19 protein-coding genes are annotated in these 23300 nt (G+C 62.8%); 11 read left to right on the top strand and 8 right to left on the bottom strand.

Annotated elements, in window-relative coordinates:
- Positions 1-116: 116 nt before the first annotated feature.
- Positions 117-1022, top strand: a complete 906-nt coding sequence (locus BM110_RS14325) for a LysR family transcriptional regulator (RefSeq protein WP_071490094.1) — start codon at positions 117-119, stop codon at positions 1020-1022.
- A gap of 107 nt (positions 1023-1129) precedes the next feature.
- Entirely contained in the window at positions 1130-1927 is a 798-nt protein-coding gene (locus BM110_RS14320; RefSeq protein ID WP_093513647.1) for a class II aldolase/adducin family protein, read from the top strand.
- A gap of 54 nt (positions 1928-1981) precedes the next feature.
- On the opposite strand, the gene BM110_RS14315 is transcribed toward BM110_RS14320, so the two are convergent.
- From BM110_RS14315 to BM110_RS14305, 3 genes are all read right to left on the bottom strand, one after another.
- Positions 1982-3064 (bottom strand): LLM class flavin-dependent oxidoreductase, encoded by a 1083-nt coding sequence (locus BM110_RS14315; protein WP_093513646.1) that lies wholly within the window; start codon positions 3062-3064, stop codon positions 1982-1984.
- Positions 3065-3438: 374 nt separating this feature from the next.
- Positions 3439-3747, bottom strand: a complete 309-nt coding sequence (locus BM110_RS14310; protein ID WP_093513644.1) for a hypothetical protein — start codon at positions 3745-3747, stop codon at positions 3439-3441.
- Between the two features lie 146 nt (positions 3748-3893).
- Positions 3894-4616 carry a pirin family protein gene (locus BM110_RS14305; protein ID WP_093513643.1) on the bottom strand — a complete coding sequence of 241 codons (723 nt, stop codon included), beginning with the start codon at positions 4614-4616 and terminating at the stop codon, positions 3894-3896.
- Between the two features lie 180 nt (positions 4617-4796).
- On the opposite strand from BM110_RS14305, the gene BM110_RS14300 reads away from it, so the two are divergent.
- Positions 4797-5747, top strand: coding sequence for a GlxA family transcriptional regulator (locus tag BM110_RS14300; protein ID WP_093513641.1), 951 nt, complete (start codon positions 4797-4799; stop codon positions 5745-5747).
- Between the two features lie 149 nt (positions 5748-5896).
- Entirely contained in the window at positions 5897-7366 is a 1470-nt protein-coding gene (locus BM110_RS14295) for an ATP-binding protein (RefSeq protein WP_093513640.1), read from the top strand.
- Here the strand turns inward: BM110_RS14295 and BM110_RS14290 are convergent.
- On the bottom strand, positions 7313-10075 hold the full coding sequence (locus BM110_RS14290) for an ATP-binding protein (RefSeq protein WP_093513639.1): 2763 nt from the start codon (positions 10073-10075) through the stop codon (positions 7313-7315). The genes BM110_RS14295 and BM110_RS14290 overlap by 54 nt on opposite strands.
- Positions 10076-10133: 58 nt before the next feature.
- Complete coding sequence (locus BM110_RS14285) at positions 10134-10532, bottom strand: helix-turn-helix domain-containing protein (RefSeq protein WP_093513638.1); 399 nt, start codon at positions 10530-10532, stop codon at positions 10134-10136.
- A gap of 204 nt (positions 10533-10736) precedes the next feature.
- On the opposite strand from BM110_RS14285, the gene BM110_RS14280 reads away from it, so the two are divergent.
- Complete coding sequence (locus BM110_RS14280; RefSeq protein WP_071490112.1) at positions 10737-11645, top strand: LysR family transcriptional regulator; 909 nt, start codon at positions 10737-10739, stop codon at positions 11643-11645.
- Between the two features lie 696 nt (positions 11646-12341).
- Positions 12342-12779, top strand: a complete 438-nt coding sequence (locus BM110_RS14270) for a carboxymuconolactone decarboxylase family protein (protein WP_093513634.1) — start codon at positions 12342-12344, stop codon at positions 12777-12779.
- A gap of 4 nt (positions 12780-12783) precedes the next feature.
- Here BM110_RS14270 and BM110_RS14265 read toward each other — a convergent pair whose 3' ends face one another.
- Positions 12784-13554: an AraC family transcriptional regulator gene (locus BM110_RS14265; RefSeq protein ID WP_092245630.1), complete on the bottom strand. Its 771-nt coding sequence runs from the start codon at positions 13552-13554 to the stop codon at positions 12784-12786.
- A gap of 99 nt (positions 13555-13653) precedes the next feature.
- On the opposite strand from BM110_RS14265, the gene BM110_RS14260 reads away from it, so the two are divergent.
- Positions 13654-14784, top strand: a complete 1131-nt coding sequence (locus BM110_RS14260; protein ID WP_092245627.1) for an MFS transporter — start codon at positions 13654-13656, stop codon at positions 14782-14784.
- On the opposite strand, the gene BM110_RS14255 is transcribed toward BM110_RS14260, so the two are convergent.
- A complete protein-coding gene (locus tag BM110_RS14255) occupies positions 14774-16936 on the bottom strand; it encodes a TonB-dependent siderophore receptor (protein WP_093126898.1) in 2163 nt (720 codons plus the stop codon). The two genes, BM110_RS14260 and BM110_RS14255, sit on opposite strands and share 11 nt — an antisense overlap.
- Positions 16937-17120: 184 nt before the next feature.
- On the opposite strand from BM110_RS14255, the gene BM110_RS14250 reads away from it, so the two are divergent.
- Entirely contained in the window at positions 17121-17900 is a 780-nt protein-coding gene (locus BM110_RS14250; protein WP_058425756.1) for an acetoin reductase, read from the top strand.
- Between the two features lie 68 nt (positions 17901-17968).
- On the opposite strand, the gene BM110_RS14245 is transcribed toward BM110_RS14250, so the two are convergent.
- A complete protein-coding gene (locus BM110_RS14245; protein WP_093126907.1) occupies positions 17969-19831 on the bottom strand; it encodes a sigma-54-dependent Fis family transcriptional regulator in 1863 nt (620 codons plus the stop codon).
- A gap of 298 nt (positions 19832-20129) precedes the next feature.
- On the opposite strand from BM110_RS14245, the gene BM110_RS14240 reads away from it, so the two are divergent.
- Genes BM110_RS14240 through BM110_RS14230 form a run of 3 tightly spaced genes read left to right on the top strand, consistent with a single transcriptional unit; the run spans position 20130 to position 23253 of the window.
- Positions 20130-21110 (top strand): thiamine pyrophosphate-dependent dehydrogenase E1 component subunit alpha, encoded by a 981-nt coding sequence (locus BM110_RS14240; protein ID WP_078048017.1) that lies wholly within the window; start codon positions 20130-20132, stop codon positions 21108-21110.
- Positions 21111-21133: 23 nt separating this feature from the next.
- Positions 21134-22153, top strand: a complete 1020-nt coding sequence (locus tag BM110_RS14235) for an alpha-ketoacid dehydrogenase subunit beta (protein ID WP_071490080.1) — start codon at positions 21134-21136, stop codon at positions 22151-22153.
- The gene (locus BM110_RS14230; RefSeq protein WP_093513632.1) at positions 22150-23253 is read left to right on the top strand and encodes an acetoin dehydrogenase dihydrolipoyllysine-residue acetyltransferase subunit; all 1104 of its coding nucleotides are present in this window, start codon (positions 22150-22152) and stop codon (positions 23251-23253) included. The genes BM110_RS14235 and BM110_RS14230 overlap by 4 nt, the downstream gene beginning before the upstream one ends.
- The last annotated feature ends 47 nt before the right edge of the window (positions 23254-23300 follow it).

The following is a 23300-nucleotide window of genomic DNA, read 5'->3' as shown; positions in this document are numbered from 1 at the left end:
TAGAACTGGTCTGAATAGCGTTAGACGTTATCGATCACAGCGCGGGCTATCCAGGCGGCATTCCTGCAACTATGCTTCGCACACATCTTAATGACTGTTCTCTATGTGCGGCCCAAATGAAAATTGACGATATCGATGCCTTTGTCGAAGTGATTCGTTGCCAGTCCATCAGCCACGCCGCCGAGTCGTTGCAATTGACCCAGCCGGCCATTACCCGTCGCGTGCAGAACTTCGAGCAGGCATTGGGGGTGGAGTTGTTCGACCGCAACACCAAGCCCCTCAAGCCCACGTTGATCGGCACCCGCGTCTACGAGCAGTGCCGGTTGATCCTGCGCGAGATGGACGCGCTGCGCGAATTGGTAGCCACCGATGCACCCCCCACTGGCCTGTTGCGCCTGGGCGTGCCGCAGACCATCGGCGACGTGGTGCTGCTGGATGCCCTCAAGCACCTGCGCACCGAATACCCCGACCTGCGTGCCCAGGTCGCTACGGGGTGGGGCAGCCAACTGGTGGGCAAGATCGAGCGCGGCGAGCTGGATGCGGCGGCGGCGTTGTTCCCGGCGGGCAAGATTTTCCCGGACAACATCGTCGGCGAGTCCATCGGCAAGATGGAACTGGTGGTGGTGTGCGCCAAGGCGCAGTTGCCGAAGAAACCGTGCAAGCTGGCGGATGTGTACCAGAACGGCTGGGTTCTCAACCCGGATGGTTGCGGCTTCCGCGCCGGTCTGCAGCGCACCTTGTCTGACCAGGGCCTGGCGTTGCGGGTCAACCTGGAAACCTTCGGCACCGAGCTGCAATTGGGCCTGGTGGCGGACGGCCTGGGCCTGGGTTTGGTGCCGCGACCGTTGCTGGAGCGCAGCGCCCATCGCGAACACCTGGCGGTGATGCCGCTCAAGGACTTCAAGCCGGTGATGGACCTGTGGCTGATCTATCCGCACTTCCTGGGCAACCTGCAGGGGCCGGTGGATGCGTTTGGCAAGCTGGTCGCTGCCTCGTTGCACAAGATCAAGGAGGCTGCATGATATGAAAAAAAATAATAATTAGCTTAGATTAAAATGTGCTTTTTATTATTTTTTTGCATCCCCTAGGCTTGCCTGGAAGTCCTTAAGGCCATCCAGGAAGTTTTGCCATGAGCAGCGTCACCTCGATTTCCAGCGTTTCCAGCAACACCGTCCGACAACGCGTCACGCCAGAAGAATGGGAAGCACGCGTCAAGCTGGCCGCCGCCTATCGTCTGGCGGCCTTGTACAAGTGGACCGACCATATCTATACCCACTTCTCCGCCCGTGTGCCGGGCCCGGAGGAGCATTTCCTGATCAATGCCTTTGGGCTGCTGTTCGATGAAATCAGTGCGTCCAACCTGGTCAAGGTCGACCTCGACGGCACTATCGTGGATGACCCGACGGGCCTGGGCATCAACTACGCCGGCTATGTGATCCACAGCGCCATCCATGGCGCGCGTCACGACCTGCAAGCCGTGCTGCACACCCACACCCGCGACGGCATTGCGGTATCGGCGCAAAAAGACGGCTTGCTGCCGATCTCCCAGCACTCTATCGGTTTTTCCGGGCGCGTGGCCTATCACGGTTATGAAGGGATTGCCCTCGACCTTGACGAGCGCGAGCGGTTGGTCGCCGACCTGGGCGACAAAAGTGTGATGATCCTGCGCAATCATGGGTTGTTGACCGCGGGCGTCAGCGTAGAGCATGCGTTTCAGCAACTGCAGCAACTGGAGCGGGCCTGCAATATCCAGATTGCAGCCCAGGCAGCGGGGAATGCGCAATTGATCTTCCCGCCGCAGGAAGTGGTAGGCAAAGTCGAGCAACAGGCCAAGGCGCACGCCAGCGGCGAAGGTCCGGGCGTGGCGCGGCATTGGAATGCGCTGGTCCGGCAGTTGGAGCGCAGCGATACCGACTACAAAAACTGATCTTGATGTGGGAGAGGGCAAGCCCCCCCTCCCACATTGGTTTTTGTGTTTTTCTCAGGCTACTTGTTGTGCCTGTTCGCGTTCTGCGATCAATTGGCGGGTGAGGGGGATCAGGCGCTTGCCGTAATCGATCGCATCATTGAGCGGGTCGAACCCGCGAATCAGGAACGTGGTGATCCCCAGGTCGTAGTAATCCACCAAGGCTTCCGCGACCTGCTCAGCGGTGCCCACCAGCGAGGTGGAATTGCCCTGTGCACCGAGCAACCCGGCAATCCCGGTCCACAAGCGCTTATCCAGCCGGGCACCTTGAGCCGCCGCGGCGAGCAGGCGGCGCGAGCCTTCGTTGGGCGGTTCACGCCGCACAAAGCCGTTTTTCTCGGCCAGCTCGGTCGCCTGCTGCAGGATGCGCTCGGCCCGGGCCCATGCCAGCTCTTCGGTCTCGGCGAGGATCGGCCGCAACGACAAGCTGAAACGGATCGTACGCCCATGCCTGTCTGCTTCGGCGCGTACCTGGGTCACGATCTCGCGCACCTGCTCGTAGGTTTCGCCCCACAGCGCATACACGTCGGCATGCTTGCCCGCCACTTCGATTGCGGCTTTGGACGAGCCGCCGAAATACAGCGGGATATGCGGCTGCTGCGGCGACTTCACCGTGGAGTGCGCACCTTCGACCTGATAGTAGGTGCCCTTGAAGTCGAAGGGCTGTTCGCTGGTCCATTCCTGGCGTACCACGCTCAGGTATTCGTCGGTGCGGGCGTAGCGTTCGTCCTTGCCGATATGGCTGCCATCGGCGCGCAGTTCGCGGTCGTCACCGCCGGTGATGATGTGCACCGCCGTACGCCCACCGTTGAATACATCAAGGGTGGTGAATTGGCGCGCGGCCAGTGTGGGCTGGGCGAAACCGGGGCGATGGGCGATGAGAAATTGCAGCCTGGTGGTCACGCTGGCGGCGTGGGAGGCGATCAGCGTGCTGTCCGGGCTGTTGGAGTGGAAGGCCACCAGGGCACGGTCGAAACCGGCCTCTTCGTGGGCGCGGGCCACGCTCTCGACATAGTCGGGTTGCAGGATAGGGCCGCTGCGCGGATGGATCTCGGAAGCGTGATGGCCGCCAATGTAGCCGATGAATTCGATGCTCATGGTCTGTCCTTGTCTTGGGTGTGATTACCACCTCCACCGGGCAGGGGGTCGGTTATTCGCGTCCAAAGTAGGGGCAGGGGCGGGGTCTGTAAAATGCCGATTGGTTCTAACCTAATTATTAAAGTGTGGAATTATCCAACTGATTGGATATCAATTAATTGCATTTTTAATGTCCGGGCGAATTATCCACCGGTTTTGCATGCGCCAAGGCTGACCTTGGATAACGTTGTATTGTCCCCGGCACTGAAGGCCTGGATCTTAACGGGTCGGTGTCGCCTATTCGGTGGTCGCGCCGATCAGGTCCATTAAGCGCCCGCAGACGAAAAAAAACCGGCTGATCAGGCCGGTTTGGGGTTCCCGCAAACAGCGCGGGATTATGCGTTGTTGCCTTGCAGACGATCAGCACCGCCTTCGGCCAGGCCACGTTCCTGCAGGCGATCAGCACCACCTTCGGCTACGCGGTTACCTTGCAGACGGTCAGCACCACCTTCCGCGACACGGCGTTCCAGCAGGCGATCCGAACCACCTTCGGCAACACGGTTGCCTTGCAGGCGGTCGGCACCACCCTCGGCGACGCGGCTTTCAATCAGGCGATCCGAACCGCCTTCAGCCACGACCGGGTGGGCAAAAGCATTGGCAGCGAGTACCGAGAAAGCGAGGCTAAGCAAGATTTGGCGTTTCATGAGAGTGTGCTCCGAGTGTGTTGGTTGGGGTGTTGCCTGGTATGGGGTTGATGTTACGCGTTGCATTTTTCAAGAGAACTTCATTGGGCTGATGGTGACTATCGACGCCAGCGATGGCTCGTTTTTGCGAGCCATCGCGGGGCCGGTCATGGCATCTGCGGCAGTTCCTGCGGGCGCAGGTCGAACACCAGCACCTCGGCATCTTCACCGTGGCTCAAGCGGATCTGCCGCTCATCCCGCACCCGGGCGCCGTCGCCTTCGCGCAAGCGCTGGCCGTTGATTTCAACGCTGCCCCGGGCCATATGGAGGTACACATGGCGATCGGGCGGCAGGTCCAGGGTCGCGGTTTCATCACCGTTGAACAGCCCGGCATACACCCGTGCGTCCTGGCGCACGCTGAGGGAACCATCGGCACCGTCCGGCGAGATGATCAACTGCAGGCGCCCACGCTTCTGGGCCTCGCTGAAGTGTTCCTGCTGGTAGCGCGGTTCGGCACCGGCCACGGCAGGCACGATCCAGATTTGCAGGAAGTGCACGCCACGGGTCTGGCTGTGGTTGAACTCGCTGTGGGCCACGCCGCTGCCGGCGCTCATCAGTTGCACATCGCCGGGGCGGATCACCGAGCCGGTGCCCAGGGTGTCCTTGTGTTCCAGGGCGCCTTCGAGCACATAAGAGAAGATCTCCATATCGCGGTGTGGGTGCTGGCCGAAACCTTTGCCGGCGGCGACACGGTCATCGTTGATCACCAGCAGATCGGAAAACCCTTGTTCGTTCGGGTTCCAGTAGTTGGCGAACGAGAAGGTGTGGAACGACTTCAACCAACCGTGATTGGCGGCGCCGCGTTCGGAAGCTTTGCGAAGGGTCAGCATGGTCTTGTCCTCAAGTGAGAGCGGGCTGCGGCATGCAGGGCTCTTGCGTTGAGAAGAAGGTTAATGGTTACTGGAATATTCATTAAGAAGATGAAAACTGAATTACTGTCGCTTTAAAGTTGACAGTTTCAAGCGTGTCATAATGCCTGCCGTACTCCTTCCCGATGGACCTTTCCCGCTATGAAAACCGTGGCCATGGCGCTGTTTCCGGACTTTCTCCTGCTCGATATGGCAGGGCCGCTCGAGGTGTTTTCCATTGCCAACCGTTACCTGCCGGCGTCGGCGCACTACCAGATCCTCACCCTCGGCACCGAGCCCGGTCCATTGCGCGCCTCCAATGGCGTAGCCGTGCAGACTGACCTGCTGCTGGACCAGGCCCAGGATGCCTACGACCTGCTGCTGGTACCCGGCGGCCCCGGTGCCTATAACGAATGTCATCCGGCGCTGCTGCCGTGGCTGAGGGCCGCGGCTCCGCGGGCGCGGCGCTTCGGCTCGATCTGCACCGGGGCCTTTGTGCTGGGGCATGCCGGGCTGCTGGACGGTCACCGCGTGACCACGCACTGGCACTACACCGAGCGACTGATCAAGGCGTTTCCCAAGGCAATGGTCGAAACGGATCGCATCTACCTGCAGGACGGGCGCCTGATCACTTCGGGCGGCGTCACGGCCGGCATCGACCTGGCGCTGTCGGTGGTGGCCCAGGACCATGGCAAACAAGTCGCCGTGGACGTGGCCAAGGTGTTGCTGGTGGTGATGAAACGCCAGGGCGGCCAGGCGCAGTTCAGCCCGATGACGGCGGCGGTGGCACCGCAGGAAACCACGATTACCCGGGTACAGAACCATGTGCTGGCGCATCTGGACCAACCGTTCACCATCGAGTCCATGGCTGAGTTGGCCGGCATGAGCGCCCGCCATTTTGCGCGGCTGTTCGCCAAGGAAGTGCAGATGACGCCCATGGTCTTCCTGCAAGGCGCGCGCATCGACCGCGCCCGGCAATTGCTGGAAACCACCGACCTGCCGCTCAAGACCGTGGCTTTTCACGCAGGCTTCGGCAGCGTGCGGCATATGCGCTTTCTGTTCAGTGAAAAACTGGGCCTCAACCCGACCCAATACCGACAGCAGTTCAGTTAACGACAGAATGTCCGTCTCGCGCACCCGAATGTCCGTATCGCTCCCTGTGCCAGCATTGTCCTGTCACGGGTAGCTGGCAAGATAGCGTCAAGCCCACGGAAAAGGATGCGCAAACGCCCAGGGCCGGGTGTTTCAGCGCTATTGCACACATGAACAATCCTCAGGCGATTGACGCTGATGGCACGGTACGCTTCGGTGCCTATGTGTTTCACCGGCAGCAGCGGTTGGTCAGCAAATCGGGTTGGCCGGTGCCTGTGGGCGGGCGTGCGCTGGATATCCTCACGGCGCTGCTCGAAGCGCCCGGGCAGTTCATCAGCAAAGCCACCCTGATCGAGCGGGTCTGGCCGAACAGCGTGGTGGAAGAAAACAACCTGAGGGTGCACATCGCCGCACTGCGTCGCGTGCTCGATGGGCAGCAGTTCATTCTTAATGACCCTCTGCGCGGCTACTGTTTCGCAGCCCCGCTGCAGGGCGCGCTGCCCGCCGCGCTGCCTCGGCACAACCTGACGGCGCGGCTCAGTGCGGTGGTGGGCCGTGACGAGGTGTTGGGCGTGCTGGTTCGGCGTCTGTCCGGGCAACACCTGATGACCCTCACCGGGTGCGCCGGTGTCGGCAAAAGCACCCTGGCCCTGGCATTGGCCCAGCGCGTGTTGTCGCGCTACCGGGATGGCGTGTGGTGGGTTGACCTGGCCACGGTGGAAGCACCGATGACCATGCTGCGCCACCTGGCCGCCGCGCTGCACCTGGAACCCTGCGCCCACGCCAGCGAGCTGTGCCGTCAATTGGCCTCGCGCCAACTGTTGCTGGTGCTCGACGGCGCAGACCTGCTGCTCGGCGCCTGCCGGCATCTGGTGCGTGTGCTGCGCGAAACCGCGCCTCAGGTCAGCGTGCTGGTGACCAGCCGTGAAAGCCTGCAAGTCCCCGGTGAATGGGTACAGCGTGTGCCGAGGCTGGCGATCCCGGCGCCGGCGGCCATGGGCAGTATCGAACAGGCGATGGCTTACCCGGCGGTGCAGTTATTTGTTGCGCGGGTGCGTGCCAGCCAGCAAGGGTTCGCGCTGCGCCTCCATGACCTGGCGCCGCTGCGAGACATCTGTCGGCGTCTGGACGGTATCCCACTGGCCTTGGAGTTGGCCGCCGCCCAAGTGGATGCACTCGGTGTGCGCGGTTTGCAGCAGCAGTTGCGCGCGGGCTTGCAGGTGCTGACCCGAGGCCGGCGCACCGCGGTGGAACGCCACCAATCCCTGACGGCGGCCCTGGACTGGACCTACCAGCGCCTGAGCCTGCCGGAGCGCTGGCTATTCCTGCAATTGGGTTTATTCAAGATGGCCGTGACCTTGCCCACCTTGAGTGAACTGGTCGCCGGGACCAAGTTGGAACACGCCGACCTGTCCTACCTGCTGGGGCGCTTGGTGGGTACGTCGCTGCTGACCCGAGAGCCGGGCCCAGGCAGCCCGCGTTACCGCCTGCTCAATTGCATGCGCAGCTACGCCCTGGCGCAACTGCGCGACCCGTTGCAGGTGGCGCGTTTGCAACAGGGCTACGGGCATTACCTAGGGCGGTTTTCAGGCCGGCCGTTTGTCCTGCAACTGGTCGAGCAGGCTGCGTACGCGGACTAGGTCCTGGGTGGCAAAGCCTTCGGTGAAGCGGGCGTAGATCGAACCCAGCAAATCGCGCGCCGCCTGTACGCGACCTTGCGTCTGCCACAGGCTTGCCAACGAGGTTGCACTGCGTAATTCCCAGGCCAGCGCGCCTTGCTGGTGCGCCAGGCCCAGGGCTTCCAGCAACAGGGCTTCTGCCGCACGGCTGTCGGCCAGGCTTTCGGCGCGCACTCGCAGGATTTCCGGGGTGCACCAGCCGGCTGCGCCACTTCTGGCGCGCTCGAAGGCCGCGTCACTGACCTCGATTGCATTGAAGGTCACCAGGATATCCTCGACCAGGCCCAACCCCTGCACATCCGCGATGGGCAGCGTGCCCTCATAACAACGCGCCCAGGTGTGAAACAACTGCACCGAGTGCTTTTGCGCCTGCTGCAGCAGTTGATCCTGGTGTTCGTGGGCCATGGCGCTGTCGCCGTTGTAGCGAGCGATGACCACCCCGGCCAATGCCAGGGTGTAGCAGATCGACGTACCGTGATTGATTTGCAAGGCCAGCGCCAGCGCCTGGCTCGCCGTACGCCACGCACGCTCCGGATAACCGCGCAGCCACAGGATGCGTGCAAGGATGGTCAGCGAGGCGACGCTCTGGTCGTACTGCACGCCAAAGCCATGGGTAAAGCGGTTGAGATGGCCGCTCTGGGCCATGCGCTGGATCACTTGCTCGGCATTGTGCTGCGCGAGGGCCTGGTGACCGGCGAAGTGCTGCGCCAACACCCGCAGGCGCTGGGCACTGAGGGACAGCAAAGGCTCGGCACGGGGGCCGAGCTGGTCGAAGTGCAGGCTCTGCGCCAAGGCCTCCCGGTAGTTGCCGCAGCACAGGTTTACCGCCATGTGCCCCGACACCGCACGCAGCTGGCCGGCCAGGTCCTTGCCGGCTTCCGCCAGGCGCCGCGCGCAACTGAATGCTGCAATGGTCTGCGGCGTGCCGCCCTGGGTGTGATAGGAAAAACTGCCCAGCGCCAGTTGCAAGGCCATGTTCAAGCGTTGGCTCGGGGCATTGGATTGTCTCAGTCGCGCCAGGGCCTTGCCCACGTACAAGCCATGTTCGCGCAGCAGCGACAGCTCCTGCCACAACGGCATCGCACTCACCGTCAGGCGAATGCCCAGCAGGTGCGCACCCTGGTCGCTCAGGCCCCAGTCGAGGGCGGCGCGGATGTCTTCGCGCAGCGGCGCATAACGGTCGATCCAGGTCTGGGTTGCGATCAGCTCCCAATCGTCCTGGGCCTGGTTCATCAGCGCCAGGCAGCGCTCGGCGTGGCGCTGGCGGGTAGCGTGGAGTTCTTGGGCGACGCTGAGTTTTTCCAGGGCATAGGTGCGGGTGATGTCCAACAGGCGGTAGACCATCTCGTCATCGCCGGCTTCCACATTGAGCAAGGACTTGGCGACCAACTGGGTGATCGAACCCAGCACTTCGTGTGGTGCAATCTGCTCCCCGGCAATCACCGCCGCTGCGCTGGCCAGGCTGAACCCACCGCGAAATACCGCCAGGCGACGCAGGCAGATCTGTTCGCAGGCGGTCAGTAGCGCAAAGCTCCAGTCCAGGGTGGCGCGCAGGGTTTGATGACGGGGCAGGGCGCTGCGCCGGCCTCGGGTGAGCAGGCGAAAGTTGTCTTCCATTTGCACCAGCAGTCCGGGCAGGCCGAAGCGTTCGATCTGCGCCGCCACGAGTTCGATGGCCAGGGGAATGCCGTCCAGGCGCTGGCAGATATCAATCGCCAGCGGCAGCTCGGCCTCGCTCAGTTCAAAGCTGTCCTGATGGGACATGGCCCGCTCGATCAACAATTGCAGGGCCGGGTAGCCCAGCGCCTGGGCGCGGTTGCCGGTGGCGGGCGGGCAGGCCAGGGGCTCCAGGCGCTGCACGTGTTCGCCCTCGGCGCGCAATGCCTCGCGGCTGGTGGCCAGGATGTGCAACCGGGGCGCGTGGCGCAGCAGGGTTTCACTGATCAGGGCGATGTCGTCGAGCACGTGTTCGCAATTATCGATCACCAGCAACAACTGGTGCTCCTGCAAGCGCCGCGCAAACGTGGGCAGGGCTTCGTGCTCAGCGTGGGTAAGGTCGAGCAGGGCGGCGAGGTTGGGCAGGATCATCGATGGCGCGCTCAGTGGCGCCAGGTCCAGCAAGCGGATGCCGTCGCGGTAGTGCCCGATCAGCAATTCCGCCACCCGCAGGGCCACCGTGGTCTTGCCGATGCCGCCGGCGCCGGTCAGGGTGATAAAGCGTTGCTCGGGCAGTTGCTGCACCAGGCTGTCGATCAGGGCCTGGCGACCGAGCATGCGCGTACGGCGCAGCGGCAAATTGTGGCACGGGCGTTGGGGGGCACCTTCGGTTGGCAGGGTCATCGGCTCGATGCTCAGTGGCGCAACAAAACTGTAGCCCCGCTGGGCTACGGTCACGATATAGCGCTGCCCGGCCTGGCCATCGCCCAATGCCTTGCGCAACGCCGCCATGTGCACCCGCAGGTTGCCGTCTTCCACCACGCTCCTGGGCCAGACGCGGGCGATCAGTTCCTGCTTGCTCACCACATTGCCGGCCTGTTCCAGCAGGATCAGCAGGATATCCACCGCACGTCGGCCCAGCCGCAACGGTTGACCGGCCTCCAGCACCAGGCGCTGGCGCGGGTGGATGCGGTAGGGGCCGAAATGCACGGCCTGGTCGCTGAGGTCGTTCATGGGTGGCCATGCTCGGAACGGGATGAGCGGCCAGCATAGGCCAGGCAGGCCAGGACCACTAGGCCGCGATCACTTGCGGTTTAGGGCGAGAGTGGTGATTTCGCCAGGTCATCGGGTTGACGCCTTCGCTACGGGTGAACATATGACAAAAGTGCGCCTGGTCGCAGAAGCCGCATTCCAGGCTGATTTGCGTCAGGCTCAAGGATGACTGGGCGATCAGTTCCTTGGCCCGCTGGATGCGCTGTTGGCGGATCCATTCCTGCGGCGACAGCCCGGTGGTGCACTTGAAGGCACGGGAAAAATGGCTGCGCGACAGGGCGCAGGCCTGGGCGATGTCGGCAATGGCCAGGCTTTCGCCGAGGTTGGCCAGGATCAGTTGCTTGGCGATGCGCTCGCGTCGGGGGCACAGGCCCCCGGTGGCGGACAAGCGAGGGGAGTATTGATCGAGTCGGGCCATGACAGATATCCGCAGTCGATGGGAGCGTTCCCGGTGGATGGATGCAGTGTAGACGTGGCCAATCTTGTTGCCGGACCGTCCGGCTGACGAGTTAATCGTTGTTAATTTCGCCAGGTGCACACCAGGAAAAGACAGCACAGGCGTGCAATGTGGCCGGCGCCTGGCGTGGTTATCTGTGAGCTTGCCAACCGTGTGGATATCACCATGAATCGCAACGACCTGCGCCGCGTCGACATGAACCTGCTGGTGATTTTCGAGGCGTTGATGTTCGAGAAGAACCTGACCCGGGTCGCCGAAAAACTCTTCATGGGCCAACCGGCGGTGAGTGCGGCACTGGGACGCTTGCGCGATCTGTTCGACGACCCGTTGCTGCTGCGCAACGGGCGGGGCATGGAACCCACGCCACGCGCCGTGGCGATACTCAAGGAGTTGCAACCGGCCATGGACACCATTTCCGGCGCGGTCAGCCGTGCCAAGGATTTCGACCCTTCCACCAGTTGTGCAGTGTTTCGCATTGGCCTCTCGGACGACGCTGAATTTGGCCTGTTCCCACCGTTGCTCAGCCAACTGCGCGAAGAGGCACCGGGGATCATCGTGGTGGTGCGTCGGGCCAATTACCTGTTGATGTCGTCGCTGCTGGCCAGCGGCGAGATTTCGGTGGGGGTGAGCTACACCACGGAATTGCCGGCGAATGCCAAGCGCAAGAAACTGCGGGATATTCCGTGCAAGGTCTTGCGTGGGGATGACGGTGTTGAACCGTTGACCCTCGACGACTACTGCGAACGGCCCCATGCGATGGTGTCGTTTTCGGGGGATTTGAGCGGCAACATCGACCTGGACCTGGCGCGCATTGGTCGTACGCGCCGCGTGGTGCTGGCGGTGCCGCAGTTCAGCGGGTTGCGGGCGTTGCTTGCCGGTACGCAGATTATTGCGACGGTGCCGGATTATGCAGCGTGTGCGTTGACGGAGGGCACGTCGCTACGGGCGCAGGACCCGCCGTTTGCGATCGATGCGGCGGAGTTGTCGATGGTGTGGAGTGGGGTGCATGACAATGATCCGGCGGAGCGGTGGTTGAGGGGCAGGATTGGGGAGCATATGGCTCGGGTGGTTTGACTGAGTACATATCCGATGCTTCGGTAACGGCTACTTATGGTTCCGCTCTTACAGCGGCTCACTTTTGAAGAGCGCAAAAGTAAGCAAAACGCTCTTGCCCCAAGGTGTGCCCTCTCTCCGGCTTGAATCCGTGGGCCACGGATTCAAGCCTGCGTTCGGCCAGCGTGTTTGACGGGGCGATCCCAGATCAAAAGCAAGAGCGCGGCGGCCTTAGAGCCGACCGGATTGTATGGCCGGTACTCGGTCAAAGTGTGGGAGGGGGCTTGCCCCCGATGGCAGTGTGTCAGTCACTGATGAGTTGGCTGACACACCGCCATCGGGGGCAAGCCCCCTCCCACAGTTTGATCTTCATGTATCAGTTGAAGGGTGGTTTGCTCTGGCTCTGGCTCTGGCTTTTGATCTGCTTTTGATTTTGATCTTAGGCCCCCCAAATCACTGTCGGATTACGGGCACACCGAGCCTAGGCGAGGTGCCGAGTGTTGGGGCAAGAGCCTTTTGCTTACTTTGGGCTGGGCCGGCATTCCGGCTTTTCCAAAGTGAGCCGCTCTAAGGGCGGAGCCATAAGCGGCCGTTACCTAAATAACGGATATGTACTCACAAAAATTGGTCACCCATTCTTACCCAGAATTGGCTATTTCTCCCCCAAGGCCCGATGACTAACCTAGCCATCAATCCCCACTGCCCTGGAGCATCACCATGCAATCCCGTACCGATTTCTACACCGCTTCCCCAGACGCCATGAAAGCCATGCTCGCCCTGGAAGCCGCCGTGGGCAAACTCTCCATCGAGCTGCCACTGCTGGAACTGATACGCCTGCGCGTCTCGCAGATCAACGGCTGCGCCTTCTGCCTCGACATGCACACCGCCGACGCCCGCAAAGGCGGCGAGACCGAACGTCGCCTGTACACCGTGTCAGCCTGGCGCGAAACGCCGTTCTTCACCCCGCGTGAACGCGCTGCATTGGCTTGGGCTGAAAGCCTTACCCTGATCAGCCACACCCACGCGCCCGACGAAGACTTCAACGCACTGGCCGCCGAATTCAGCGCCCAGGAGCAGGTCGACCTGAGCGTGGCAATCACCACCATCAACAGCTGGAACCGCCTGGCCGTTGGCTTTCGCAAGATGCCCAAATGAGGTCTCAACCTGATTTGAAATAACCGCGCGGCGTGGTGCCGGTCATGCCCTTGAAGAAGGCGATCAACACGCTGTCGCTGGCAAACCCCAGCTCAAAGGCGCAGTAGCCGAGGCTGCGCCCAGTGGCGAGCAACTCGATGACACGCATCAAGCGCCACTGCTGGCGCCATTGCTGATACCCCAGGCCGGTTTCTCGCAGGAAGATCCGGCCGATGGTCTTGGTGCTGGCGCCGATCTGCTTTTCCAGGTCTTGCAGCGTCGGCGGCAATCGCTCCAGATTGGCCAGCAAAGGCGCCAGACGTTTGTCCCTTGGCAAGGGCAGGAGCAGCGGTTGCTCGGCCGCCTCCTGAATTTCTTCCAGGCACAACGCCAGCAAATGCGCGTAGCGGCCTGTCTGCCAATGGGTCTCGAAAGGGGCCATGGCCATCGGTTCCAACACCGCCCGCAACAACCCGCTCACTTCGATCACTCGCACCTGTGCCGGCAACCGGGCCGCAATGGCCGGGCTTACATACAGCGAACGGTAATCGACGGTCTTGCTCATCACCGCACGGTGATGCACGCCGCAAGGGATCCACGCCGCACGGGTCGGCGGCAGCAGGCACAGTTGATTGTCCAGGGTAATGCGGGTGCAGCCCTGCTGGGTAAACAGCAGTTGACCGCGCTGGTGCTGGTGCAGGCCGGAGTCGTGGTCGCCGAGCAGGGCGGCGATGCCAATGACGGGCGCCGGGTACTGGTCCGGGTCGAATGATGCGTCGGCAGCGAGCCAGGCCATGGGTTGTCCGATTTGATGGGTAATTTGTCGAAGTCTGGATAATACCCCAAGCCAGTCTGCTTAGAATCCTCACGCTCTTTTCTCGTGAAGGATCTGTTCATGTCATCTAAATACTTGCTGGTACTGGCCGTGGCACTGCTGATGTTCCCGCAGTTGGCTCAAACCCTCTATAGCCCGGCCCTGGGTGATATTGGCCAAGCCTTCGCGGTCGGGCCTGAACGGGCCGGGCAGGCCCTGTCGGTGTACTTCCTGGCGTTTGCATTCGGCGTGGTGATATGGGGCCGCTTGTGTGATCGCTGGGGCCGGCGCCCGGTGATATTGGCCGGGCTGGGGTTGTATGTCGCCGCCATGCTGCTGGCCTTGACTGTGAGTACGTTCAACGGCTTGTTGTTGGCCCAGGCCATCGCCGCCTTTGGCGCGGCAGTCGGTTCGGTGGCGACGCAGACGCTGTTGCGCGACCGATTCCAGGGCGCACAGTTGGCCCAGGTGTTTTCCATAATGGGCATTGCCTTGGCTGCCAGCCCGGCAATTGGCCTGTTCACTGGTGCGACGTTGGTGCAGTACTTCGGCTATCGCGGCGTGCTCACAGGCCTGTTGCTGATGGCAGGGCTAGTGTGGACCACCTGCCTGTGGGCATTACCCGAGACGCGTCCCGCCTCCTTGGCGAACTCGCCGTTGGGCGAGACCGTGGGCCTGATGCTCAGGGACGCCGGAGTGTGGCGTTCCGTCGGCCTGGTGGCGGCGTTCAATATTGCGCTGTTCAGCTACTACAGCGTGGGGCCGTTTATCTTCGCGCGGCTGGGATTGTCCGCTGCCGAATTCGGCTACAGCGGTGTGTTGCTGGCGCTTGGATCAGGACTCGGGGCGTGGCTGAACAACGGCTTACTCAAGCGTGGGCTCAATAGCGATCAGTTGGTGTTGGCCGCCGCCGTGCTGGCACTGCTGGGCGGCCTGTCAGTCCTGATGCTGCAACACAGTTGGCTATTCGTATGGTCGATGCTGCTGGTGGTGCTGGCATTCGGCATGGCGATTCCCAACGTGCTGGGGGCGGCGCTGGTGGCTTATCAAGACCGCCTGGGCACCGCCGCCGCGATATTTGGCTTGCTCTATTACCTGGTGATTGGCGCCGGGCTTACCCTGGTCGCCTGGGCACAGGACCTTGGCTGGAGCCTGTTGACCTGCGGCCTGACGGCATTGTGGCTAGCGGCGGCGCGGGTCTTCAGAAGTTGACCGAAGCACTCAGGCGCGCCGTCAATGGCGCGCCCTGGAACAGGTAGTCATCGCCCATGTACTCGCCCGCGTCGCGCCAGTAGCGCTTGTCGAACAGGTTGTCGACGCTCAGGCGGAACACCGTGTCATAGCCGCTCACCTGGGTGGTGTAGCGGCTGCCCACATTCACCACCGCGTAATCCCCCACTTGCACATTGCCGCTGCGGTTGGCGTACTTCTTGGCGCTGTATTGCACACCGCCCAGCACCGCCAGGCCGTTCACCCAGGGCAACGCATAATCGGCATACACACTGGCGCGCAGCTTGGGCACGTTGATCGCCTGGTGGCCTTCGTAGTCCGCTGTGCCGCTGCCGGTCACTCGCGCACGAATCGCCGCCACGCTGGTTGCGATCTGCAGGCGTTCGGTGGCCCAGCCGTTGGCTGACAATTCCAGCCCGGTGTTCTTTTGCTCGCCTTGCTGCACGTAGTCGAATTTGCCCGTGCCATCTGGCTTGGCGTACTGATAGGCCTGGCGGGTCTGGAACACGGCGGCGGCAAAGCTGATTCGGCGCCAGTCGTATTTCACCCCGGCTTCGATTTGGCGTGAGGTGGTGGGGGCGAGGGTTTCGTCGGCGTTGTTGGCGAACCACGGCGCGGTGCCGCCCAGGGACAGGCCTTTGCTGTAGCTGGTATAGAGCGAGATGTTCTCGACAGGTTTGTAGATCAACGAGGCCTGCGGCAAGAACACGTATTGCTGGGTGTGCCTGGCCTGGTTGCCGGTGACGCTGTCGAAGGCCTTCTCATCCAGGCGTACTTCGCGACCGCCCAGAATGGTTTGCCATTGCTCGTTGAAGCGGATGCGGTCGGTGACGAACAGGCCGTACTGGCGACTGTCGAGGTTGCGGTGGCTGTCGTTCAGTGGCTTTTCGGTCGGGGTAAACGTCGGGGCGTCCACGTCGATGCTGGTGGTGCCGATGTATTCATTGACGGATTTGCGCTTGTCGATCACCCGGCGGAACGCACTGGTGCCGAAGGTCAGTTCATGGCCCAGGCCGGCGGTGTCGAACAGCCCTGTCATGGCCGCCTGGATTTCATCGTCACGGCGGGTGTCGTCAGGGCTGCGGTAGTCGTAGACATCATAGTTGCCTTCGGGGCTGAAGTAGTTCGGCACGCTCGACGTGCAACTGGTCGAGCCATAGCAGCCCCACGCAAACGAACTGTAGTCATCGATCACCACCTTGCTGCGCGCCGCGCTCACGCTGCCTTTCCACTGATCATTGAAGCGGTATTCAAACTTGCCGTTGAGATTCAGCGAATCAATGCCCACCTGCCTGGACCCGCTCTGGTGCCCCAGCAGTTTCTTCGGTGAGGCCCCGTGTGGCACCTCGGTGCCGCCCAGCAATTGGTAGCCCGGCACCGAGCGTTGTTGCTTGTCCTGGTACTCGGCGTCCAGTTGCAATACGGCATCGGGGCTGATGTTCCAGTCAAAGGCCAGGGACACAAAATCGCGCTGGCCATTGGCGTGTTCCACGTAGGAGTTGAGGTCTTCGTGGGCGACGTTGGCGCGCAGGCCGAATTGTTGCTCGCTGCCGAACCAGCCACCGACGTCGGTGGCGACATAGCCGCTGCCGCGATCATCGGTGGAGACGGTCACCGAGCGCACGTCTTCCGGGCGCTTGGTCACGTAGTTGATCACGCCGCTGGGCTCGGAAATCCCGCTCTGCAGGCCGGCCAGGCCCTTGAGCACTTCGACCTGCTGCTTGTTCTCCAGGGCAACGTTCTGCTCGCCGGTGATGGTGCGTCCATTGATTTTGTAGCTGCTCGCCGCATTCAGCGAAAAGCCGCGCACCACGAAGTTCTCGTAGTAGCCGATGGGCGCATAGCTGTCGCCCACCGAGGCGTCGTTGCGCAGTACTTCACTGAGCAGGCGTGCTTGCTGGTCCTTGATCAGTGCGGCGTTGATCACCGTGATCGAGGCCGGGGTGTCGAGCAGTGGCGCTTCGTCGACGCCGCTCACCGAGGCGGTGTCGCTGCGGTAGCTGGATGCATCCTGGCCCTGGACCTTTACCGCCGGCAGTTCAAGGTCTGCCGCCAGGCTGTGACCGATGCCGCCGCTGAGCAGCAGACCGAGGGCGAAACGTGAGGTGACGACGGGACGAAAACGCAAAACCATGGGGGCAGGGCCTTAAAGCGCGGGCGGGGGGCGCATAAGCTAGGCATAAGTGCGCACTTTTACAAGAATGATTCGCACCTTGAGACATCCCGTCTCAGGCCGCATGCCAATCCATGTGCACCTCGACAGCCCGCAGCGCACCTGCGATAGACAAGGCTTCCCTCATCAATTGCAGGAGAACGCCATGAGTATTGCTGGAAAAGTCGCGCTGGTGACCGGCGCCGGGCAGGGCATTGGCCGGGCCATCGCCTTGCGCCTGGCACAGGACGGTGCCGATATCGCCCTGGTGGACATCAATGGCGCCAAGCTCGAAGCCGTGGCCGCCGAAGTCGTCGCGCTGGGCCGCAAGGCCTCTGTGTTCGTCGCTGACGTGTCCAAGCGCGAACAGGTGGTGGCGGCGGTGGAGCATGCGCACCTGACCCTGGGTGGCTTCCACATCATCGTCAACAATGCCGGTGTGGCGCAGATCGATTCGCTGTTGGACGTCAGCCCGGAACAGGTCGAGCGCACCCTGGGCATCAACGTGCAGGGCGTGTTGTGGGGCATCCAGGCCGCCGGCAAGAAATTCAAGGCGCTCAAGCAGAAGGGCAAGATCATCAACGCCTGCTCCATCGCCGGCCATGAAGGTTTTGCGCTGCTGGGGGTGTACTCGGCCACCAAGTTTGCCGTACGTGCCTTGACCCAGGCGGCGGCCAAGGAGTTGGCGAGCGCCGGGATTACCGTAAACGCCTACTGTCCGGGCGTGGTGGGCACCGATATGTGGGTCGAGATCGACAAGCGCATGGCCGAGATCACCGGCGCCGAAGTCGGTGCGACCTACAAGAAGTATGTGGATGGCATCGCCTTGGGCCGGGCGCAGACGCCGGAGGATGTGGCAGGGCTGGTCGCGTACCTGGCCGGGCCGGATGCGGACTACATGACCGGGCAATCGCCGCTGATCGACGGTGGCCTTGTCTACCGCTGACATCTCAGATGTACCCAGTCCAATGTGGGAGGGGGCTTGCCCCCTCCCACAGTGTTGACCCCGTTGTATCAGCGGGTTTTGTTCGGCATGTCGATGCCCAGTTGGTTGACGCGGCGGTACAGGGTCGCCCTTGAGATTCCCAGCGCCTGCGCGGTCGGTAACGGCTTCCAGCGATGGCGAATCAGCGCATCCAGCACCACCTGGCGCTCGGGGCTCACGCTCGCTTCAACCATCTCCCGCACCCGCTCCCCACGCACTTCCACCGGCAAATCCGCCACCTGCACCGTCCCGCCCTCACACACCGCACAGGCATACGCCAGCACATGTCGCAGTTGCCGCACATTGCCCGGCCACGCGTACCCCAACAGCAACTCCAATGCCGCCTGGCCGATACCCACCGTGATACCGCTGTTGCGCGCTTCCTGTTCCAGCAAACGGTTGATCAGCGCCAGTTTGTCGGTGCGCTCGCGCAGCGGCGGCAGGCAGAAGCGCGCGCAGCCGAGGCGAAAGTACAGGTCCTCGCGAAAGCGGCCCTCATTGACCAACACCGACAAATCGCGGTGACTGGCGCAAATCACCTGGATATCGACGGTGCGGGTTTTCGCCGCGCCCAACGGTGCCACTTCACCTTCGGCCATCACCCTCAGCAGGCGCGTCTGCAGGGCCAGAGGCATGTCGCCGATTTCATCGAGGAACAAGGTGCCGCCATCGGCCTGCACCAGCAGCCCGGGCATGCCTTTGCTGGCGGCGCCGGTAAAGGCGCCGGCCACATAGCCGAACAGCTCGCTCTCAATCAGGTTTTCCGGAATCGCCGCGCAGTTCACCGCCACGAACGGCTCACCGCGCCGGGCGCTGCGCTCGTGCAGTTGGCGGGCGAAGACTTCCTTGCCGGCGCCGGTTTCGCCTTGCACCAGTACCGGCAGGTTGCGGTCCTTGACCCGCACGGCCAGGCGCAGGTGTTCTTCGACACGGGCATCCACCAAGGGCACCAGCGGCGCACGCGCCTGTTTGCGTCGGGGCGCGTTGACCCGCACGTGTAGCGTACCCGGTTCTCCCAGCCAATGCAGTTGCTGGGTGGACTGGTCGGTGACGGTGCGCAAGGCGTTCAGGTCGAACACCTCGCCGATGTGCGCCGGCACCTGGCCAAAGCGCCGGCGCAAGGCCTGGCGCGCCTTGCTGTTCAAGGCCTGCAGGCGGCCGTCCTGGTCCCAGGCCAGCAGCAGGTCGGGCTGGCTGTCCACATAACCCGGTGTGCTGTGGGCTTGCAGCACCCAGTGCTGCTGGGCGCTGTGCATGAAGAAGGCGTTCTCGATGGCCTCGGCACTGTGCGCCACCAACTGGCGTATCAGGTGCTGGCTGCGGCGGTCATCCGGCGATTTGAGCGCCGAGGCGTCCATCACTCCCAGCAGGTTGCCCTGGGGATCGAAGATCGGCGCGGCGGAGCAGGTCAGGCCGATGAAGGCGGCGCGGAAGTGGTCGCGTTTGTGCACTGTCACCGCCGATTGACTGGTGAGCACGGTGGCCACGCCGCAGGTGCCTTCTTCGGCTTCCGACCAGCAGGTGCCGAGGTACAGGCCGGCCTTGCGGCAATCGCTGCGGATCGAGGCGTCCACGCGGTGGTCGATGGTCTGGCCCTGGGCATCGGTGAGCATCACGCAGTAGTCGGCCTGGCGCACACGGTGATGCAGTTGCCCGACGGCTTCGCCGGCAATGCGCATGAACAGTTCGGCGCGTTCGCGGCATTCCTTGAGCAAGGGTTCGCTGAGGATGCGTGGCCCCTGCAGGGAGCCGGGGTCCAGGTGGTGTTGCTCCATGGAGCGCCGCCACGAATCGAAGATCAGCGACGGCACCGGCGCCTGGGGCAGGCGGTCGGCATTGCGGACCACGCGACTGACGCAGTCGACGTGCTCCCTGGAGTTCGCGGCGAGCATAAGGCCTCCGGTTCTCGGTCTTTGTTGTTATGCCCGCCATTAAGCGCGCATGCGTCGGGCGCGACAAGCGCGGCCTGACCAACAGCCCGGGCTGAGACGCAGCGTCTCAAACCGGCTGAGACGCCGCCTTCGAGTCGCAATGCCGCGTCTCATTCTGCGATCCCGGCCCGGTTGCGACAACCGCTCTGGATCAAGGTTATGCCAGGTTTTTTACGGCCTTGGCACACGCTGTGCTGAAGGCCCTGCAGCTGACCATGATCAGCCTTCTGTGTGCCGAGACAACCTGGAGAACAACAAGATGTCCACTCACCTGTCCACCGATCAACTGCTGCATGCCTACACCGTGATGCGCACCATCCGTGATTTCGAAGAACGCCTGCACGTGGAATTCGCCACCGGCGAGATCCCCGGTTTCGTGCACCTCTACGCCGGCCAGGAAGCCAGTGCCGCCGGAGTCATGGCTCACCTCAACGATGAAGATTGCATCGCCTCCAACCATCGTGGCCACGGCCATTGCATCGCCAAGGGCGTGGATGTGTTCGGCATGATGGCCGAGATCTACGGCAAGAAAACCGGTGTGTGTGGCGGTAAAGGCGGCTCCATGCACATCGCCGACCAGGAGAAGGGCATGCTCGGCGCCAACGGCATTGTCGGCGCGGGTGCACCGTTGGCGGCCGGTGCGGCGCTGGCCTCCAGGCTCAAGGGCAGCCAGGGCGTGGCCGTGGCGTTCTTTGGCGACGGTGGCTCCAACGAAGGTGCGGTGTTCGAAGCGATGAACCTGGCCTCGATCATGAAACTGCCGTGCCTGTTCGTTGCGGAAAACAACGGCTATGCCGAGGCCACCGGATCCGGTTGGTCGGTGGCGTGCAAGGACATCGCCGAGCGTGCCGTGGGGTTTGGCATGCCGGGGGTGATCGTCGATGGCAATGATTTCTTCGCCGTGCACGCAGCGCTTGGTGTTGCCGTGGAACGTGCGCGCAAGGGCGACGGGCCAACCTTGGTCGAAGTGAAATTGAGCCGCTTCTACGGCCATTTCGAAGGCGATGCACAAACCTATCGTGGCCCCGATGAAGTGAAAAACCTGCGGGAACACGCCGACTGCCTGGCGCTGTTCCGCCAGCGTTGCAGCACTGAAGGCTGGCTGGACGCGGCGCAATTCGAGCGCATCGATGGCGAGGTCGCCCAGCTCATCGACGACGCCGTGCGCCTGGCCAAGTCGGATCCCAAGCCCCAGGCCGCCGACCTGCTCAGCGATGTCTACGTCGCCTACCACTCATAACAACAATTCGTGGAGAGAATTTCATGGCTCGCAAAATCAGCTACCAGCAGGCAATCAACGAAGCCCTGGCCCAGGAAATGCGCCGCGACCAGAGCGTGTTCATCATCGGCCAGGACGTGTCCGGCGGCACCGGTTCCCCTGGCGAGCAGGACGCCTGGGGCGGTGTGCTTGGCGTGACCAAGGGCCTGTACCCGGAGTTTCCCGACCGCGTGCTTGATGCGCCGCTGTCCGAAGTCGGCTACGTGGGCATGGCCGTCGGCGCCGCCACCCGTGGCATGCGCCCGGTGTGCGAACTGATGTTCGTCGACTTTATCGGCTGCTGCCTCGACCAGTTGCTCAACCAGGCCGCCAAGTTCCGCTACATGTTCGGCGGCAAGACCACCACGCCGCTGGTAGTGCGCGCCATGTACGGCGCCGGGCTGCGGGCGGCCGCCCAGCATTCGCAGATGCTCACCTCGATGTGGACCCACATTCCCGGCCTCAAGGTGGTGTGCCCGGCCACGCCCTATGACGCCAAGGGCATGTTGATCCAGGCGATCCGCGACAATGACCCGGTGATCTTCCTCGAGCACAAGATGCTCTACAGCCTGCAGGGCGAAGTGCCCGAAGAGCTGTACACCGTGCCTTTCGGTGAAGCCAATTTTGTCCGCGAGGGCAGGGATGTGACCCTGGTGACCTACGGGCGAATGGTGCACATCGCCCTGGAAGCCGCGACCAGCCTGGCGCGACAAGGCATCGATTGCGAGGTGCTGGACCTGCGCACCACCAGTCCGTTGGATGCAGACAGCATCCTCGAAAGCGTGGAAAAAACCGGGCGCCTGGTGGTGATCGACGAGTCCAACCCGCGCTGCTCGATTGCCACCGATATCAGTGCATTGGTCGCCCAGCAGGGTTTTTCTTTCCTGCGCGCGCCAATCGAAATGGTCACTGCGCCGCACACGCCGGTGCCGTTCTCCGATGCGCTGGAAGACCTGTACATCCCCAACGCCGCGAAGATCGAAGCCGCGGTGCTGAAGATCGCCGACAAGAGGAACGCCGCATGATCCATACCTTGACCATGCCCAAGTGGGGGCTGTCGATGACCGAGGGGCGCATCGATGTCTGGCTCAAGCAACCCGGCGACCGGGTGGAGAAGGGCGAAGAAGTGCTGGACGTGGAGACCGATAAGCTCTCCAGCAGTGTCGAGGCGCCGTTCAGTGGCGTCCTGCGCCGTGTGTTGGCACTGAGCGACGAAACCCTGCCGGTGGGTGCGTTGCTGGGGATTGTGGTGGAGGGCGAAGCCACCGAAGAGGAAGTCGATGCGGTGATCGACAGCTTCAATGCCGGGTTTGTCTCCAGCAGTGCCGAAACCGAAGCTTCGGGACCGAGTGCGCAGAAAGTCGAGATAGGCGGGCGTCTGTTGCGCTATCTCGAGCTGGGCGAGGGTGGCACGCCGTTGGTACTGATTCACGGATTCGGGGGGGATCTGAACAACTGGCTGTTCAACCAACCGGTATTGGCCGTCGAACGCCGGGTAATTGCCCTGGACCTGCCAGGGCATGGCGAGTCGGGCAAGCAACTGCGCAGCGGCGATGCCGAGGAGCTGAGCCTTGCGGTGCTGGCCTTGCTCGATCACCTCAGGCTCGACCGCGTACACCTGGCCGGGCATTCCATGGGCGGGCTGGTCGCACTGACCGTTGCCGACCAGGCGTCCGCGCGTGTTGCCTCATTGACTCTGATCGCCAGCGCCGGCCTCGGCCAGGAGATCAACGGCGATTACTTGCAAGGGTTTGCCGACGCCAGCAACCGCAATGCGCTCAAGCCGCCACTGACCCAACTGTTCAGCGACCCCACGCTGGTGACGCGGCAGATGCTGGAGGACATGCTCAAGTTCAAGCGCCTGGAAGGGGTGGACAAGGCGCTGCAGCAGCTCAATACCGCGTTGTTCGAGGGCGGACGACAGAAGCTGGACTTACGTCATCGCGTGGGCCGGCAGCCGAGCCTGGTGATCTGGGGCAGTGACGATGCGATCATCCCGGCCCGGCATACCGAGGGGTTGGATGCCCAGGTGGAGATTCTGCCGAGGCAGGGGCATATGGTGCAGTTGGAGGCGGCGGAGCGGGTCAACCAACTGATGGCCGCCTTCCTCAAATCCCAACCTTGAAATGCAATCAACTGTGGGAGGGGGCTTGCCCCCGATAGCGGTGGTTC

The organism is Pseudomonas sp. NFPP28 (assembly GCF_900115535.1).
Classification (GTDB): Bacteria; Pseudomonadota; Gammaproteobacteria; order Pseudomonadales; family Pseudomonadaceae; genus Aquipseudomonas; species Aquipseudomonas extremorientalis.
Note: the sequence above shows the minus strand (reverse complement) of the source record. Positions and strands in the feature narration are given on the sequence as shown.

Excerpts from the sequence above, each read along its gene's own strand:
- BM110_RS14310 (WP_093513644.1), bottom strand. The coding sequence starts at position 3,747 with ATGAAACGCCAAATCTTGCTTAGCCTCGCTTTCTCGGTACTCGCTGCC.
- BM110_RS14255 (WP_093126898.1), bottom strand. The coding sequence starts at position 16,936 with ATGGTTTTGCGTTTTCGTCCCGTCGTCACCTCACGTTTCGCCCTCGGT.
- BM110_RS14290 (WP_093513639.1), bottom strand. The coding sequence starts at position 10,075 with ATGAACGACCTCAGCGACCAGGCCGTGCATTTCGGCCCCTACCGCATC.
- BM110_RS14265 (WP_092245630.1), bottom strand. The coding sequence starts at position 13,554 with ATGGCCTGGCTCGCTGCCGACGCATCATTCGACCCGGACCAGTACCCG.
- BM110_RS14315 (WP_093513646.1), bottom strand. The coding sequence starts at position 3,064 with ATGAGCATCGAATTCATCGGCTACATTGGCGGCCATCACGCTTCCGAG.
- BM110_RS14285 (WP_093513638.1), bottom strand. The coding sequence starts at position 10,532 with ATGGCCCGACTCGATCAATACTCCCCTCGCTTGTCCGCCACCGGGGGC.
- BM110_RS14240 (WP_078048017.1), top strand. The coding sequence starts at position 20,130 with ATGTCCACTCACCTGTCCACCGATCAACTGCTGCATGCCTACACCGTG.
- BM110_RS14230 (WP_093513632.1), top strand. The coding sequence starts at position 22,150 with ATGATCCATACCTTGACCATGCCCAAGTGGGGGCTGTCGATGACCGAG.
- BM110_RS14260 (WP_092245627.1), top strand. The coding sequence starts at position 13,654 with ATGTCATCTAAATACTTGCTGGTACTGGCCGTGGCACTGCTGATGTTC.
- BM110_RS14300 (WP_093513641.1), top strand. The coding sequence starts at position 4,797 with ATGAAAACCGTGGCCATGGCGCTGTTTCCGGACTTTCTCCTGCTCGAT.
- BM110_RS14295 (WP_093513640.1), top strand. The coding sequence starts at position 5,897 with ATGAACAATCCTCAGGCGATTGACGCTGATGGCACGGTACGCTTCGGT.
- BM110_RS14250 (WP_058425756.1), top strand. The coding sequence starts at position 17,121 with ATGAGTATTGCTGGAAAAGTCGCGCTGGTGACCGGCGCCGGGCAGGGC.
- BM110_RS14280 (WP_071490112.1), top strand. The coding sequence starts at position 10,737 with ATGAATCGCAACGACCTGCGCCGCGTCGACATGAACCTGCTGGTGATT.
- BM110_RS14320 (WP_093513647.1), top strand. The coding sequence starts at position 1,130 with ATGAGCAGCGTCACCTCGATTTCCAGCGTTTCCAGCAACACCGTCCGA.
- BM110_RS14245 (WP_093126907.1), bottom strand. The coding sequence starts at position 19,831 with ATGCTCGCCGCGAACTCCAGGGAGCACGTCGACTGCGTCAGTCGCGTG.
- BM110_RS14270 (WP_093513634.1), top strand. The coding sequence starts at position 12,342 with ATGCAATCCCGTACCGATTTCTACACCGCTTCCCCAGACGCCATGAAA.
- BM110_RS14325 (WP_071490094.1), top strand. The coding sequence starts at position 117 with ATGAAAATTGACGATATCGATGCCTTTGTCGAAGTGATTCGTTGCCAG.
- BM110_RS14235 (WP_071490080.1), top strand. The coding sequence starts at position 21,134 with ATGGCTCGCAAAATCAGCTACCAGCAGGCAATCAACGAAGCCCTGGCC.
- BM110_RS14305 (WP_093513643.1), bottom strand. The coding sequence starts at position 4,616 with ATGCTGACCCTTCGCAAAGCTTCCGAACGCGGCGCCGCCAATCACGGT.